The 15,639-nt window shown below is 73.9% G+C and carries 12 protein-coding genes; 3 read left to right on the top strand and 9 right to left on the bottom strand.

The window, feature by feature from the left end:
• Window positions 1-67: 67 nt before the first annotated feature.
• From IE273_RS34315 to IE273_RS34295, 5 genes are all read right to left on the bottom strand, one after another.
• A complete protein-coding gene (locus tag IE273_RS34315) occupies window positions 68-3,613 on the bottom strand; it encodes an SAV_2336 N-terminal domain-related protein (RefSeq protein ID WP_189819034.1) in 3,546 nt (1,181 codons plus the stop codon).
• A gap of 7 nt (window positions 3,614-3,620) precedes the next feature.
• Complete coding sequence (locus tag IE273_RS34310) at window positions 3,621-4,634, bottom strand: AAA family ATPase (protein WP_189819033.1); 1,014 nt, start codon at window positions 4,632-4,634, stop codon at window positions 3,621-3,623.
• Window positions 4,635-4,820: 186 nt separating this feature from the next.
• Complete coding sequence (locus IE273_RS34305; RefSeq protein WP_229887840.1) at window positions 4,821-7,379, bottom strand: VMAP-C domain-containing protein; 2,559 nt, start codon at window positions 7,377-7,379, stop codon at window positions 4,821-4,823.
• 14 nt (window positions 7,380-7,393) lie between these two features.
• The gene (locus IE273_RS34300) at window positions 7,394-7,804 is read right to left on the bottom strand and encodes a CU044_2847 family protein (protein WP_229887830.1); all 411 of its coding nucleotides are present in this window, start codon (window positions 7,802-7,804) and stop codon (window positions 7,394-7,396) included.
• A 100-nt stretch (window positions 7,805-7,904) separates the two neighbouring features.
• Window positions 7,905-8,084 carry a DUF6104 family protein gene (locus IE273_RS34295; RefSeq protein WP_014674941.1) on the bottom strand — a complete coding sequence of 60 codons (180 nt, stop codon included), beginning with the start codon at window positions 8,082-8,084 and terminating at the stop codon, window positions 7,905-7,907.
• 308 nt (window positions 8,085-8,392) lie between these two features.
• Here IE273_RS34295 and IE273_RS34290 point away from each other — a divergent pair, with 308 nt between their 5' ends.
• Window positions 8,393-9,376, top strand: coding sequence for a DUF4097 family beta strand repeat-containing protein (locus tag IE273_RS34290; RefSeq protein WP_189819032.1), 984 nt, complete (start codon window positions 8,393-8,395; stop codon window positions 9,374-9,376).
• 1 nt (window position 9,377) lies between these two features.
• Entirely contained in the window at window positions 9,378-10,400 is a 1,023-nt protein-coding gene (locus IE273_RS34285; RefSeq protein WP_189819031.1) for a PadR family transcriptional regulator, read from the top strand.
• Between the two features lie 290 nt (window positions 10,401-10,690).
• On the opposite strand, the gene IE273_RS34280 is transcribed toward IE273_RS34285, so the two are convergent.
• The 4 genes from IE273_RS34280 to IE273_RS34265 form a co-directional block, all read right to left on the bottom strand.
• Window positions 10,691-11,275, bottom strand: coding sequence for a Clp protease N-terminal domain-containing protein (locus IE273_RS34280; RefSeq protein ID WP_189819030.1), 585 nt, complete (start codon window positions 11,273-11,275; stop codon window positions 10,691-10,693).
• Window positions 11,275-11,484, bottom strand: coding sequence for a helix-turn-helix domain-containing protein (locus IE273_RS34275; protein WP_030339104.1), 210 nt, complete (start codon window positions 11,482-11,484; stop codon window positions 11,275-11,277). The genes IE273_RS34280 and IE273_RS34275 overlap by 1 nt, the downstream gene beginning before the upstream one ends.
• A 138-nt stretch (window positions 11,485-11,622) precedes the next feature.
• Complete coding sequence (locus IE273_RS34270) at window positions 11,623-12,588, bottom strand: zinc-binding dehydrogenase (protein WP_030992977.1); 966 nt, start codon at window positions 12,586-12,588, stop codon at window positions 11,623-11,625.
• Window positions 12,589-12,871: 283 nt separating this feature from the next.
• Window positions 12,872-14,095 carry an NAD(P)-dependent malic enzyme gene (locus IE273_RS34265; protein WP_189819029.1) on the bottom strand — a complete coding sequence of 408 codons (1,224 nt, stop codon included), beginning with the start codon at window positions 14,093-14,095 and terminating at the stop codon, window positions 12,872-12,874.
• A gap of 564 nt (window positions 14,096-14,659) precedes the next feature.
• Between IE273_RS34265 and IE273_RS34260 the strand changes: the two genes are divergently transcribed.
• Complete coding sequence (locus IE273_RS34260; RefSeq protein ID WP_189819028.1) at window positions 14,660-15,619, top strand: ABC transporter substrate-binding protein; 960 nt, start codon at window positions 14,660-14,662, stop codon at window positions 15,617-15,619.
• Window positions 15,620-15,639 lie beyond the last annotated feature (20 nt).

Below are 15,639 nucleotides of genomic sequence, written 5' to 3'. Positions count from 1 at the left end.
CGCCCCGCGCAGCCGCAGTGGCTGCCCACTTCTTCCCGACAGGCCGGAACCAGAAACCCTGGACGGCTCAACTCCGGTCAAGTTCGCGCGCGTCGGCCCACTCCTGGGACCACGGCCACCACGGCGGGGCCGTTTCCCGCCAGTCCGGCTCGGGCAGCGACCGGGCGTCGGGCGGCGGCGGTCGCCGTTCCGCCCGCCGGGTCAGCTCGACATCGCCCCAGTCGACCTCGCGCAGCGCCCCGACGAGCCGCTGCCACTGCTCCAGGGCCGCCAGGAACGCGCCACGGGCCGCGGCGGACCGTCCCATCAGTGCCAGCACCGCCCCGCAGCCGTGCCGGGCGCGGGCGGCCGTCACCGAGCCGGGGTCGCCGCCGTGGGCCGCCTCCGCCTCCCGCTCGGCGTTCTCGTACGCCTGCAACGCCTCCATCAGCACCGGCGCGCCCGCGTGGTACCAGCCCTCCAGCCGCACCCGGCCCAACTGGAGCCAGACCTCGGCCCGTACGGCCGCGTCGGTCGCCGCGCGCACCGCCTGGCCGAGCAGATGCCGGCTCTCGAACAGGTCGGGCAGGAAGCCGACATGGCGGAAGCGCTGGGCGAGCGCGCTGCCGACCAGGCCCTGGAGCCGGCCGCGGTGGGCGGACCGGGCGGGCAGCGACTTCAGCGCCTCGCGCAGCACGTACTCGGCCCGGTCCACCACACCGGCCCCGTCACCGGCGGAGGCCCGCCGCAGCAGCGACTCGCCCCAGGCGGTGAGGAGCTGGACGCGCAGCGGGCCGTCGGCGGGGGCGAGCAGCGCGGCCCGCTCGTACGCCGCGTCGGCCTCCCCGGTCTCCCCCGCCGCGTCGTGGAACGCGGCCAGCGCGGCCAGGCACGGCAGCAGCAGGTCCGGATCGTCCCCGGCGGCCTCCAGCGCCTCGCCGAGCGCCCGCCGGAGCTCGGCGTCCTCGACGTCGTCCCGGTGCAGTGCCCGCGCGAGGTCGAGCAACGCGGGCCCCCGTACGGCGTCGGGCACCCGCTCCCGCGCCAGCACGGCGCAGGCCTCCCGCAGTACGGGCTCGGCGGCACCGGGACGCCGCAGATCGAGCAGGACCCGCCCGCGCAGCAACAGCCGCGCCCGGTGGGCGGTCACCTCCCAGGGCACGCCGTCCCGGCTCGCGGGGGACGGCTCCGGATCAGCGGCGGCGGGTACGACGGTGTCCGTGCCGCCGAGGTCGTGTCCGGAACCACCGTCACCGGTACGGCCGTCCGTGCCCCCGGCGTCACCGGGACCAGCCCGACCGGCCTCGCCGCCACCGGAACCGGGGTGGGCGACCCCCCTGTCAGCAGAGCCGTCGCCGGCGTGACCGGACCCCCTGCCACCGGACCCCCTGCCACCGGACGCCCCGTCAGCGAGCCCGCCGGCACCGGACCCACCCCCGGACCCGCCGTCGCCTGGGCTGCCGTCACCCAGAAGCGCGCCCCCGGGCCCCCCGAGGTCGGGACGCCAGTCGCGGGCGACGGCGGTGATGCGCGGCCAGGGCGGCACCTCGCCGTCCAGGGTGTCGAGCGCTTCCGTCAGGTGATCCTGCTCCGCCGTGAGCTGCCACAGCTCACGCCGGCACGAGGCCAGTTCCAGAGCCGCTTCCGCCCGTTCCCGGCTGTCGGCCGGAGTCAGCCCATACGCGGCGGCGAGTTCAGCCGCCGCCTCCCGCAGCAGCCCGGCGCGCCGCCCCTCGGCCCGCGCACCCGCCGTACCGGCCTCCGCGCGCAGCACGCGGCCGAGGACCAGGCGCGCCCGGGCCACGGGACCGGGGCCGTCGGCGCCCGTGCCCGCCGTGGCGACGCGGGCCTGTTCCCGGGCCCGGCGCAGCATCTCCGGGTCGGCCAGCTGCCGCCACCGGTCGAGCAGCCGCTCCGCCTCGGTCAGCGGGTCGGGGGTGACCAGGTCGGGCAGGTAGAAGCGCAGCACGCGCGCGGGGATACGGGCGAACAGCTCGGCCTCCACGCCGCCGCAGTCCCGCGCGCCGCCGTCCTCGGCGGAGCGCCCCGTACCGGCGTCCGGGTCATGGTCGGCGAGCCGCGCCGCGGCCAGGGCGGCGAAGTTGCGGGTGCCCTTGCCGAAGTGCCGTTCCACGTAGGCCGAGCAGTGCTTGAGGACGAGCCCGGCGGTGTCCTGGTCGAGGGAGGACAGCAGCAGGTCCTGCATGCGCGGCGAGTACGCGAAGCACGGCTGCTCCTCGGTGCCGGGCAGTTGCCGCAGCAGCCCGCCGAGCAGCACCTCGGCCAGTTCCATGGGCCCGGTGTCGGGCAGCATGGCCCGCTGCACCAGCCGCATCACGGGGAGGGTGAGGGGCGCGGCGGCGAGGTAGACGGCGAGCCGGAGGGCGCCGGGTGAGGCGCCGGCGCGGAAGGCGCGCAGCAGTTCCTCGTCGCTGCGCGCCGGCGCCGCGGCGGGGACGGCTCCCGGCGCGGTGGCGGGGTGGGCGAAGCCGGCCCAGGCGTGCTCGCGGGTCGGCCCGGTGCCGGCGAGCAGCCGGGCGAAGGCCGCGAACGCCTCCGGGGTGGGCTGGAGCACCGGCACGGGCCGCGCACCCGGCGGCGGTTCCTCCGCCTCCTCCCACGGCTCGTCCTCGGGCAGGAAGTCGAGGCGCCCTCCCGACTCGCCGGTGCGGACCAGCAGCCCGGGCTCGGCGGGCAGCGCGGTACGGCCCCACAGCCGGGGCGGCAGCGGCTGGACCACGGCCAGCGGGGCGGTGCGCGGCCAGCCGTGCAGCAGGCGTTGCGCGGTGCCGTCCTGCCACAGGGGGCCGACGCAGTCGCTGATGACGAAGGTGAGCCGGCGCCCGCTGGGGTCGTGCAGCTCGTCGGCGGGCCGCAGTCGGATGCGCCGACCGGGACCGACGGTCGTACCGACGAGGGGGGTGCCGCAGTCGTCGGCGTAGAGCTGGTGGACGCGGACGGAGGCGAACGCGCCGGACTGCTGGCAGGCCTGGCGCAGTTCCTCGACCATCTCGCCCCAGACGGCCATGGCGGGCCCGGTGTCCATGAGCAGCTGGACGTCGCAGCGCCGGTCGCGGCCGGGCCGGGTGACGGGGAGCAGGATGCCGCTGGCGGCGGCCCGGTCGGCGGTGGCCGCCTCGTCGATCCGCTCGTCCCGGCCGTGTGCGGAGGCGGTGCGGTAGCGGCCGAGGGCACGCAGTGCCTTTTGCAGGCCGAGCAGTCCGGGCAGGGCGCCGGCGGCGGGGGCGCGGACCGGGAAGGCCGCGGGGTCGCCGTCGGTGCGGGCGTAGGAGGCGGAGCCCGGGGTGTGCAGCGGGACGGCGGGGGCCGGCGCGTCCGCGCGGAGCGCCTGCGGGCTGCCGGGGCCGTCCGGGGGCACGTCCTGCGTCCCCGGACCGGACGCGCCGCCCGTGCCGGAGGGACCGGAGGAACCCGCGGCACCCCCGGAACCCGAGGAGCCGGAAGAGCCGGGCGGGCCGTCGGGGCCGGTTCCGGACGTGTCGTCGGGGTCGCCGGGCGCGCCCGTGGCCAGCCGCCGGGCCAGCCAGAGCGCGTCGGCCACGTCCTCGGCGGTCGGCTGGAGCCCGCCCTGGCGCAGCTTGCCGATCAGCTCGTCCAGGCGCATCCCCGGCATCCGCCTCTCACCTCGTACGGTCGAGCGGTTGCATCAGCATCTCGGCGATCCGCTCGCGGGTGAGGCCCTGAGCGTGCGGATCGTACTGCGTGAGGAACAGGGCGTTGAGGAGCTGGTCGGCGGCGAGCACCTCACCGGGTTCCCGCTCCAGGAAGCGGCGGATGAGATCGCCGCCGGCGGCGACGCCGTCCGTGCCGAGGTGTGCCTCGACCATGGCGGTGAGCTGCTCCTCGCCGGGCGGGTCCAGTTCGAGCTGGACGCAGCGGCGCAGCAGGGGGGCGGGGAAGTCGCGTTCGCCGTTGGAGGTCATCACGATCACCGGGAACGCGGCGCACGCGACGCGCCCGCCGTGCACGGCCACCCGGTCGCCGTCGTGCGTGAGCACCTCGACGACGGGTTCCCGGTCGGCCAGCCGTTCCAGCTCGGGGACCGAGAACTCGCCCTCCTCCAGGGTGTTCAGCAGGTCGTTCGGCAGGTCGAGGTCGCTCTTGTCCAGCTCGTCGATGAGCAGGACGCGGGGCCGCTCGGCGGGCAGGAGCGCGGTGCCGAGCGGGCCGAGGCGGATGTAGGAGCCGATCCCGGAGGCCGCGGTACCGCGGTCGCCCCCGCCGGCGCGCTCCAGCTGGACGTCCTGGAGCCGGGCGATGGCGTCGTACCGGTACAGGCCGTCCTGGAGGGTGGTACGGCTGACGACGGGCCAGCGCAGCACCTTGCCCAGGCCGAGTTCATGGGCGATCGCGTACGCCAGGGTCGACTTGCCGGTGCCCGGATTGCCGGTGACCAGCAGGGGCCGGCGCAGATAGAGGGCCGCGTTGACCGCGTCGACCTCGGCCGGCCGGGGCGCGTAGTTCTCGACCAGCCGGCGGCGCACGCCGAGCCGGCGGGCGCTGCTGGGATCTTCCGGGCCGCTGTCCGCGCCGTCCCGGGAGGCGGCGAAGTCACGCCAGGGCGGCGGCGCCGGCAACCGCCGCATGCCGTCGTGCGGCTGACCCACTCCGCGGTAGATCCGCCAGTCGTTCACCTTGGGCTCCTCCCGGCTCTGGTGATCATGCAGCGGGCCCGGCCGTCCGACGTACGAGGCTACCGCCCGTCGGCCGCGCCCGCCGAGGTTCGCGGCGTACCACGCCCCCTCCCGTTTCCCCCGAACAGCCGTCCGAATCGGCAGAGTTGACGGGGTGTCCACCGGGAGCGGCGGGTCGCCGACGGGTCAGCCGCCGGGCGCGGCCAGCGGCGGCGGTCGCATGCTCTCCGTCCCGTACGGCGTCCGGTCCGGCGGCGGGTCGAACAGTACGGCGATCTTGCCGCGCAGGCCGTGCGCCCGGGCGGTGTCCGGGTCGGCCAGGCGGATGCGCAGATCGCGCACCGGACCGTGCAGCCCGTCCGCGTGCCCGGCGAGACCCAGCAGGTCGGCGGCCTGCCGGTGGAAGTCCCCGCACTCGTCGTGATCGTGCTGGTCGCGGCGCCACAGCACCACCGCGTGCCCGGAACGCAGCGCGTCCCTCATCGCCGCGTACCCCTCACCGCTGCCGACGGGACCGCAGTAGACGGGCACGGACGCGTCGCTCATCGCCGACAGGGCGCCGTAGTACGGGAACCTGCCCCCGGCCCGGCCCCCCGGCGGATGCCCCTCGGCGGCGGGCCGCCCGTGCAGCGTCCCGTGCGCCAGCGGACCGCGCAGGACGCCCTTCCAGCGGCGGCGCCACTCCGGGGAGGGCGGCAGGCCGTTGCGCCGGACGTCCCGGACGACGACGGTCCGCCGCATCCCGAGCGGCAGGGCCCGCTCGTCCACGAAGTCGTCGTCCTCGTCGTCCTCGTCGTCGTCATCGTCGTCATCGTTTTCGAAGGCTGTGGTGGCTGTGGTGGCCGACGGGTCGGGGAGCAACGACCAGTCGTCCACCGGGAGGTCGAACAGCTTGCGGGGCAGGAAGACCTCGATCGCGGCGAGATGCTCCCCGTGATCCCCCTGGTTCAGCGCCGTGGCCAACGGCTCCCGCAGCACCCGCGCCAGCTCGTCGGCCCGCACGCCCCGGTCGTCCCCGTCGACCGGCGTGACGTCCTGCCCGCCGTAGATCAGCTGCACGCTCCAGGGGTGCCGGCCGTAGGTGGCCGGGCCGACCTTGACGAGGACGTCGGTGCGGGTGTCGGGGGAAGGGGTGGGGAGGGAGGGTGCGGTGACGTGCGGCTGGATCGCGCGGCCTCCCTCGGGCGGATGAGCGGGCCCGGCGGGAAGCGGCGCCGCGCCGGGCTCGGTGGGTGACGGCGCACCGAGGCACTCGACGGTGGACGGCGCTTCGAGGACGGAGGGCGCTTCCAGCGCGGACGGCGCTTCGAGGGCGGACGGTGCTCCCGGGGCGCCGACCGGCGTCGGCACGTCGACGGCTCCGCTCTGCGCCGGAATGGCCTGCGCCGGAGCCACGACCGCCCCGTTCGCCACGGGCACTCCGTTGGAGGGGCTACCGGACACGCCACCGGACATGCCATCGGGCTGACTGCCGGGCGGGCGACCGAGCCCGCTGTCGTACGGGCGACCCAGCCCGCTGTCGTACGGGCCACCGGACCGGCCGCCGGACACGGCCGGGGGCGGACCGTCGGCCGGCCCCGCCCCCTCGGCGCCCTCCAGCAGCGCGCGGATGGCCTCGCCGACCGCCCAGTGCCGGTGGCCGGCGGCCTGCCCGGCTATCCACTCGGTGAACGCCCGCAGCCGCCCCGCCTCCACCTCCCCGGCGTGCTCGCGCGCGGCCTTGCGGGCCACCCGGGCGGCGTAGAGCAGTACGGCGTCCAGGTCGACCAGCGTGCCACCGCCGCCGGGGTCCAGCGTGCGCAGGCCGTACAGCAGCGCGGCGCCCTCGCGCCAGGTGCGGACGTTCCGCAGCACCAGCGACGGCAGCCGTTCGCCCCGCACCTGCTCCTTCACGTCCTCCACGAGGTGGACGACCTCACCCGCCCCGGCCGGCGGCGGCAGGTGCGCGAGGTGGCCGTAGAGCCGTGTGCGCAGTTCGGTGGTGATCCCGGACGCGGAGGACGCGTGACCCGGCAGGGTGGCCTGGACGGCGGTCCAGTGCGGGTACGGCGAGGGGGCGCCGAGGAGGCTCGCGTGATGGAGGTCGTGGGCGCGCAGCACCTCGCGCACCGCGCGCCCGGCCTCGCGCGAGTCCAGCAGTTCGTACAGCGCGGTGACCGGTACCGCGACGCCCTCCTCCCGCCGGCGCCCTTTGATCACGCCGATGACGGAGCCGTGCCTCAGGTCGAGCGCCGGTCCGCCGGAGAGTCCGCCGACGGGGAGGATGCCGGAGAGCAGCAGGGCGCGGGCGTCGGAACCGGCCAGTTCGCCGCTGCCCTGCCGGATGCCCAGCTCGCCCGTCTGCACCGACCAGCCGTAGAGCCCGAGCGGGGTGCGCGGTCCGGCCTCCCGGTCGCCGAGCCACAGGCAGCGCACCTCGTCGGCACCGGTCACCCGGACGAGCGCGAGGTCGGGGAACGGCCAGGGGTCACGCGCCGGCCGCCCGGCCTCGGGCCGGGGCGCGACGACGACGGCCGTCCCGGTGCCGCCGCGCGGCTCCCAGGCGCCGTCGGCGGTGCGCTCCTGCCAGGTCACGCTCAGGGCGCTCTGCCCTCGGCACACCGCGGCTCCCCCCTTCCCCACGACGTGGGCGCAGGTCAACAGCCAACCCGGGGCTACGAAGAACCCCGACCCCCAGTACGAGTCACGGTCCGTTGCATACCCGTCACCCGGTGCGCCGATGCGCGCGAGTGAGGGGCGCACCATCTCGTCGAAGGCGCTCATACGGCGCCGGGAGCCGGGGACTGCGGCGGTACGACCGGGCCGCCCGCCGCCGCCGGGTCCGCGCCGTCCGCTGCCGTGGCCGGTTCGGTCCAGGTCAGGGACACGGTGAGGGAGGATGTGCCACCGCCCTCGGCGATGGCGCTCACGATCTTGCCGGACTGCGCCGTCAGTTCGATACCGAAGCCGACGGAGACCTCGACGGGTGCCGGTGTGTCCAGACCGGCGCGCAGGGAGCGCACGACGCCACCGACCGTGCCGGCCAGTCCCCCCGCCATGTCGATGACCCGGTCGCCGAGCCCGGTGTCCCAGTAGCCGTCCTCGTCCAGCGCCTCCTCGGCGGCGGCGCTGATCCTCGCCCAGACGACGGTGCCGTCGTCCAGGCGCACGCGTTCGATTCCTCCAGCCATGACGCCCCCGTTCGCCGATGGAAGGAGAAGGCTAACCCCCGGGGAGGGAGAGGGGGAGGGGAAGAGCGGTGCCGGCGAAGGATACGGCCGATGACCGCCCCTACTCGTCCTCCTCGTCGTCGAGCCGCGCGAGCCAGGTGGCCAGGCGCTCCACGGGCACCTCGAAGTCCGGGTTCAGGTCCACGAACGTGCGCAACTGCTCCGCCAGCCACTCGAAGGTGACCTCTTCCTCGCCACGCCGCTTCTCCAACTCCTCGATACCGCGGTCGGTGAAGTACATCGGTGCCCATCTCCAGCAGATACATCGGCCTGACAACAACTCCCACCAGCCTATGTCGCCGCCGGGGCCTGGCCGGGCTCGGTCGGGGCCTGGCCGGGCTCGGTCGGGCTCGGTCGGAACCAGTTGGGACCAGTCGGGCTCGGCCGGGACCAGTCGGGCATGGGCTGGGCAGCCGGGCTCGGCCCGGCCCCGCCGCGATGTCCCCCGAACGAGCGCCTTGACTTCCGGCGGCCACGATATATCGTGATTCTCGGAGAACGCGATATGGCGTGTCGTGACACGTGTCCTGGCCAGCCGAGGAGGCCCCCATGCCCGAGTGGTCCGTCACCGAACCCCAGAAGCTGACCTTCGACACCCCCGTGCGCGACCTCCAGGTCCGCATCGTCAACGGCACGGTGAACGTGGTGGGCACGGACGAGGGCTCGGCCCGCCTGGAGGTATCGGAACTGGAAGGCCCGCCCCTGATCGTCACCCGGAACGGCAGCACCCTCACGGTGGCCTACGAGGACCTGCCCTGGAAGGGCTTCCTCAAGTGGCTCGACCGCAAGGGCTGGCGCCGCAGCGCCGTCGTCTCCCTCGCGGTCCCCGCCGACACGCGCGTGGAGGTGGGCGTGGTCGGCGCCGCCGCGGTCGTCTCCGGCATCCGCGGCCCCGCGGTGGTCAAGGGGGTGACCGGCGACACCACCCTGGTCGGCGTGTCGGGCCCGGTCCGCGCGGACACCGTCTCGGGGAGCCTGGAGGCCCAGGCGGTCACCGGCGACCTGCGGTACCACTCGGTCTCCGGCGACCTGACCGTGGTCGAGGGCTCCGGCTCCTCCGTGCGCGCCGACACCGTCAGCGGCTCCATGATCGTCGACCTGGACCCGGACGGCCCCACGGACATCGGCCTCACCAGCGTCTCGGGCGAGATCGCCATCCGCCTGCCGCACCCGGCCGACGCCGAGGTGGAGGCGAACACCGCGAGCGGCACGATCTCCAACGCCTTCGAGGGTCTGCGGGTGCACGGCCAGTGGGGCACGCACAAGATCACCGGCCGGCTCGGCGCCGGCACCGGCAGACTGCGCGCCACCACCGTCTCCGGTTCGATCGCCCTGCTGCGCCGCCCACCCCGGGACGACGACGAGAGCACGCCCTGGGAGACCGGGCCCCACCCGGCCGACCACTCCCCCGGCACCCCGGGAGACAATTCCGTCTCCGGCCGGGACGCCGCCGGGGACACCACCGGTGCCACCGGTGCCACCGCTTCCACCGGCGACCCGGCCGACGGCACGACCGACAAGAAGGTGCTCTGACATGCCTCCCGTCTTCGCCCACGGCCGCCTCCGCCTGTACCTGCTCAAGCTGCTCGACGAGGCCCCGCGTCACGGCTACGAGGTGATCAGGCTTCTTGAGGAGCGCTTCCAGGGCCTCTACGCCCCCTCGGCCGGCACGGTCTACCCCCGCCTGGCCAAGCTGGAGGCGGAGGGCCTGGTCCGGCACACCACCGAGGGCGGCCGCAAGGTGTACGCCATCACGGACGCGGGCCGCGCCGAACTCGCCGACCGCAGCGGTGAGCTGGCCGACCTGGAGCTGGAGATCCGCGAGTCGGTCGCGGAACTGGCCGCCGAGATAAGGGCCGACGTGCGCGGCGCCGCCGGCGACCTGCGCCGCGAGGTGCGCGCCGCCGCCTCCGAGGCCCGCCGTGGCACCAAGGCGTCCGGGGCCGAGCACGCCTTCGGGGAGTACGGCGAGATGAGCGAGAAGGAGGCCTGGAAGACCGCCAAGGAGGAGATGCGCCGGGTCAAGCAGGAGTGGAAGGAGCAGGCGCGGCGCGCCAAGGACGAGAGCCGCCGGGCCCGCGAGGAGGCCCAGCGGGCCCGGCGCCAGGCCCAGGAGGCACAGGCACGGGCACGGGCCCAGGCGCAGGAGGAGATGCAGCGCATCGCCCGCCGCGTCCAGGACCGCGTCCAGGACCACTTCACGCGCGGCGACTGGCCGACCGGCGTCCGCGAGGGCCTGACGGAACTGGCCAAGGAGTTCGGGGACTTCGGCAAGGACTTCAGCAGGGACTGGGCCTTCGGCCGCCCCACCGAAGAACCGCATCACACCTCCCCCCGGGAGGACTTCCCCGCCGACTACGAGCCCTCCTGGGCCCACGAGGACACCACCGGCGACCCGGCCCGCGACCTGGACCGCCTCCTGGACCGCTTCCGCGACGACATCCGCGACGCGGCCCGCGACCACGGCGTCACCCCCACCCAACTCCGCGAGGCCCGCCGCCACCTCTCCACAGCGGCGGCCCACATCGCAGCCCTGCTCCACACCCCCAAGGCCTGACACCAGCCGACCGAGCCCAGACCCCGCCCCCAGCCGACCGGCCCGGACTCTGACACCCCAGCCGACCGAGCCGGGCAGGGAGCCCCTGCCACCCACCCAACCCGGACGGGGCGGCCGGTCACCCCGCCTCCCCGAGGCGAAGCCTCCGGACGCCCACCTCCCAGCGGACCGAGTCGGGTGGGAGGGTGGGAAAGCATCCGGGGTCCGGGGCGGAGCCCCGCGGCGCCCACCTCCCAGCCGACCGAGTCGGGCGGGCGGGCGGCAAAGCACCGCCGAGGCGAAGCCAACGCTCACCCCCCAGCCGACCGAGCCGCCGGGCAAACCCGCGACACCCCTTCAAACGTCACCCCGTGATCCGCCAACACCTCCCCCGCCACCCCCGGCACCACGGTGAGCGCCAACAGCAGATACTCATCGCCGATCCCCCGATCACGCCGAGCCAGGGCAATCCGCAACGCCCGCTCCAACACCCCCTTCGCCCCCCGGCCGAAGCCGGGCCGCCGCCCGCCCGACGGCCACCCCGCCCGGCCCCCACCCCGCCCCCGGTCACCGGACATCGCTCCGACGCCGTGCACCTCCTCCACCCGCGCCACGATCTCCGACACATCGATCCCCAGCCCGGCCAGCGCGTCCGCGTCGGCCCGGGTCAGCCCGGCCCGCCGCCGGGCCTCCCCCACCTCGCGCCGTACCCGCTCCCGCGCCTCCGGTTCCGCGAGCCCGAGGGCGGACAGCGCGAAGGACGCCCGGCTGCCCTCCCGGTCGAGGAGCGCGAGCAGCAGATGCTCGGCGTCCACGGACCGCGCCCCGCCGTTCTGCGCGTGCACGAACGCGCCCTCGACCACCGCCCGTGCATCCTTGGTGAACCGCTCGAACATCAACGCCTCCCGTACTTCTTGTGCACGGCCTGCCTGCTGACACCCAGCTCCGCGGCGATCTCCTGCCACGACCAGCCCTGATTGCGCGCACTGCGCACCTGTACCGCCTCCAGCTGCTCCAGCAGCCGGCGCAGCGCGGCCACGGCCCGCAGTCCGACCCGTGGATCACGGTCACCGGCGCGCTCGGCGAGATCGGTTGCCTCACTCATACTGTCAATCTAGGTTGACACCCCTCAAGCGTCAACCCCAGTTGACAGCCATGCCGTACAAAAGGCGGGCCCGAGATCCCGGACCCGCCTCTCGACCTCTCAACCGTTGAGCCCCCCAGCCCAACAGCCCGCCGAACGTCAGGAGTTGGTAAGCACGATCTTCCCGAACTGCTCCCCGGAAGCCAGCCGTTCGAAGCCCTCCCGGGCCCGGTCCAGCGGCAGCTCCTCGTCGATGACGGGTCGCACCCCCGTCGCGGCGCAGAAGGCGAGCAGGTCCTCCAGCTCGTCCTTGGTGCCCATGGTGGAGCCGACCACCTTCAGTTCGAGGAAGAAGATCCGGGTCAGCTCGGCGTGCGAGGGCCGGTCCCCACTGGTGGCACCGGAGATGACGAGCGTCCCGCCGGGCCGCAGGGACTTCACGGAGTGGGACCAGGTGGCGGCGCCGACGGTCTCGATGACGGCGTCCACCCGCTGCGGCAGCCGCGCCCCGGGCTCCACGGCCTCCACCGCGCCCAGCTCCAGGGCCCGCTTCCGCTTGGCCTCGTCCCGGCTGGTGGCGAAGACCCGCAGTCCGGCGGCCTTGCCGAGGACGATCGCGGCCGTGGCCACACCGCCGCCCGCACCCTGCACGAGGACCGAGTCACCGGGTCGTACCCCGGCATTGGTGAACAGCATCCGGTACGCCGTCAGCCAGGCGGTCGGCAGACAGGCCGCCTCGGCGAAGGACAGCTCCTTCGGCTTGGGCAGGATGTTCCAGGTCGGCACGGCGACCTGTTCGGCGAAGGTGCCCTGGTACCGCTCGGTGAGGATGGAGCGCGGCTCGTCGGGGCCGACGCCGTGGCCGGTCTGGCCGATGACGGAGTGCAGGACGACCTCGTTGCCGTCCGCGTCGACTCCGGCGGCGTCGCAGCCGAGGATCATGGGCAGCCGGTCCTCCGGGAGGCCGACGCCCCGCAGGGACCAGAGGTCGTGGTGATTGAGGGAAGCGGCCCGCACCGTGACGGTGCTCCAGCCGGGACGGGCCTCGGGAGCCGGGCGCTCCCCCAACTCAAGGCCGGTGAGCGGCTGGTCGCGGTCGATTCGGGCGGCGTAGACGGCGAACATGCTGCCGACGATAGGTGCGCGATGCAGCCGACGGAACCAGGCCCCCGTGTGACACATGCCCTCTTGCGCAACGGCACCCGTGCGGCGCACGACCACCGGCACCCCCGAACGGCACCGTCCGAACCCCGGGACGGGCGGGCGGTGGACCAAAGGACCGGCCCCGTCCGCACGGACGGGGCCGGTCAGCACTACCCAGCTCTACGAAGCACCACCCGGCGCTTCGAGGCGCTCCTCGGAGCTGCTCGAAGCTCCTCCGGGCTACTCGGCGCCACCCGGCGCGACGTCACCGACGAGCCACGCCCGCGGCCCGCGCGGCGGCGGCGACCGCCGCCGTGACGGCGGGAGCGACCCGCTCGTCGAACGGAGAGGGGATCACGTAGTCGGCGGCGAGGTCGTCACCGACCACCGCGGCCAGCGCCTCGGCGGCGGCGATCTTCATCCCCTCGGTGATCCGCGTGGCCCGCACCTGGAGCGCGCCCGCGAAGATCCCGGGGAAGGCCAGCACGTTGTTGATCTGGTTCGGGAAGTCCGAGCGACCGGTGGCGACGACCGCGGCGTACTTGTGCGCGACGTCCGGGTGCACCTCGGGGTTCGGGTTGGCCATCGCGAACACGAAGGCGCCCTCGGCCATGGAGGCGACGGCCTCCTCGGGGACCGTACCGCCGGAGACGCCGATGAAGACGTCGGCGCCCGCGAGGGCGTCCTCCAACGAGCCGGTGAGGCCGGCCTTGTTCGTGAAGCCGGCCACTTCCCGCTTGACCGGGGTCAGGTCCCCCCGGTCGGCCGACACGACGCCCTTGCGGTCGGCCACCGCCACATCACCGATGCCGGCCTCGACCAGCATCTTGGCGATGGCGACACCGGCCGCGCCGGCACCGGAGATGACGGCCCGCAGCTGACCGATCTCGCGCCCGCTGAGCCGCGCCGCGTTCCGCAGCGCCGCGAGCGTCACGACGGCCGTACCGTGCTGGTCGTCGTGGAAGACCGGGATGTCCAGGCGCTCCTGGAGCCGGCGCTCGATCTCGAAGCACCGGGGCGCCGAGATGTCCTCCAGGTTCACTCCGCCGAAGGAGGGCGCGAGCCGGACGACGGTCTCGACGATGTCGTCCACGTCGGTGCAGTCGAGCGCGATCGGCACCGCGTCGACGCCGCCGAACTGCTTGAACAGGATCGCCTTGCCCTCCATCACGGGGAGGGAGGCCTGAGGACCGATGTCCCCGAGTCCGAGCACGGCCGTACCGTCGGTGACGACGGCGACCACGTTGGACTTCCATGTGTAGTCGTTGACCAGCTCCGGCGTTTCCGCGATCGCGGTGCACACGCGAGCGACACCGGGCGTGTACGCGAGGGAAAGGTCGTCCTTGTCGCGGACCGGCACGGTGGCCTGCACGGCCATCTTGCCCCCGCGGTGCAGCGCGAACGCCGGATCGAAGGAATCGAGGGGCTCCGCCCCGCCGTCCTGGTCCGTTGTGCCGTCGCTGCGAGGATTGACGATCTCCGCTGCCACTTTGTTTTACCCCTTAGGTATGCATGGTTTGAGGGTCGACCACTCCTGGTGAGGGGTGGGCGGGCACCGCGTACGGCTCGATTGCGGATACGTACGAGCTCATACGCGACGGGCGCGCCGCACACGCACCCTGAGCCCCGGATGAGGGGTGTAAAGAACCTTCTTACCGGACGGACGGCGCCCGCGACGAGTCCATTAGGTGCAAGGTCACATCCCGGAACCGGAAGGCGACACGCAGATGACGAGCGACGGTGGACCGGAATGGCCCGAAAACGCCCGAGAGCGACCGATGGGGCGGGCGAAGGGGTGACCGCATCCTGAGACACGCTGAAGATTTTCCGGCCGGCGCGCTGGATTCCCGCAGATGGTTCGGTGGTGATGGACCAAGGATGTACCGACCTGATGCGGTTCGGGGGTCACCCGTTATCCGATTTTGACATGGCGACGCCCCTGATCGGCGCAGACCGAATGGCAAGATGCCGTAAACCCACGAGGTCGCGACACCCGAAGGTGTGTGTTTCCGTCGACCCATCGGCAACTCTTCCATCCGCCGGAGGAACCACGATGACCGCAAGCTCCACCCGTCGTACGACCGCAGCGCGCTCCCGTCTGGCCGCGGCCGGCGCGATCGCGGTCGCAGGGGCCCTGCTGATCACCGGTTGCGGTGACCAGACCAAGGACAAGAACGAGAACTCCGGCGGCGCTTCCGCCAGCAGCGCCCCGCTCGCCGACAAGCTCCCGCAGGAGATCCGGAGCAAGGGCACGATCAGGGTCGGTTCGGACATCGCGTACGCCCCGGTCGAGTACAAGGACTCCGCCGGCAAGGTCGTCGGTCTGGACCCCGACCTGGCGGCGGCCCTCGGCAAGCAGCTCGGGGTGACGTTCGACTTCCAGAACGGCACCTTCGACGCCCTGCTCACCGGTCTGCGTTCGGACCGGTACGACATCGCCATGTCGGCCATGACGGACAACAAGAACCGTCAGGAGGGCGTCGACCCGGACACCGGCAAGAAGGTCGGTGAGGGCGTCGACTTCGTCGACTACCTGACCGCCGGTGTCTCCATATACACCCGCAAGGGCGACACCAAGGGCATCACGACCTGGGACGACCTGTGCGGCAAGAAGCTCGCCGTCCAGCGCGGCACCACCTCGGAGGACCTGGCCAAGCAGCAGGCCAAGAAGTGTCCGAGTGGCAAGAAGCTGGCCATCGAGGCCTTCGACGACAACCAGCAGGCCCAGACCCGGCTGCGCTCGGGCGGCGCGGACGCCGTGTCCGCCGACTTCCCGGTGGCGGCGTACGCGGTGAAGACCTCCGGCGGCGGCAAGGACTTCGAGATCGTCGGCGACCAGGTCGAGGCGGCCCCGTACGGCATCGCGGTCTCCAAGAAGGAGACCCAGCTGCGCGACGCCCTCCAGGCCGCGATGGACGCGATCATCAAGAACGGCGAGTACCAGAGGATCCTCGAGAAGTGGGGCGCGCAGGACGGCGCCGTCAAGGAGTCCGTGATCAACGGCGGCAAGTGACCCGCGGCACCAAGCGGCCA

This window comes from Streptomyces olivaceoviridis, from assembly GCF_014650115.1.
Taxonomy (GTDB): Bacteria; Actinomycetota; Actinomycetes; order Streptomycetales; family Streptomycetaceae; genus Streptomyces; species Streptomyces olivaceoviridis.
The sequence above is the reverse complement of the archived record's forward strand: the minus strand, read 5'-3'. Positions and strand labels throughout refer to the sequence as shown.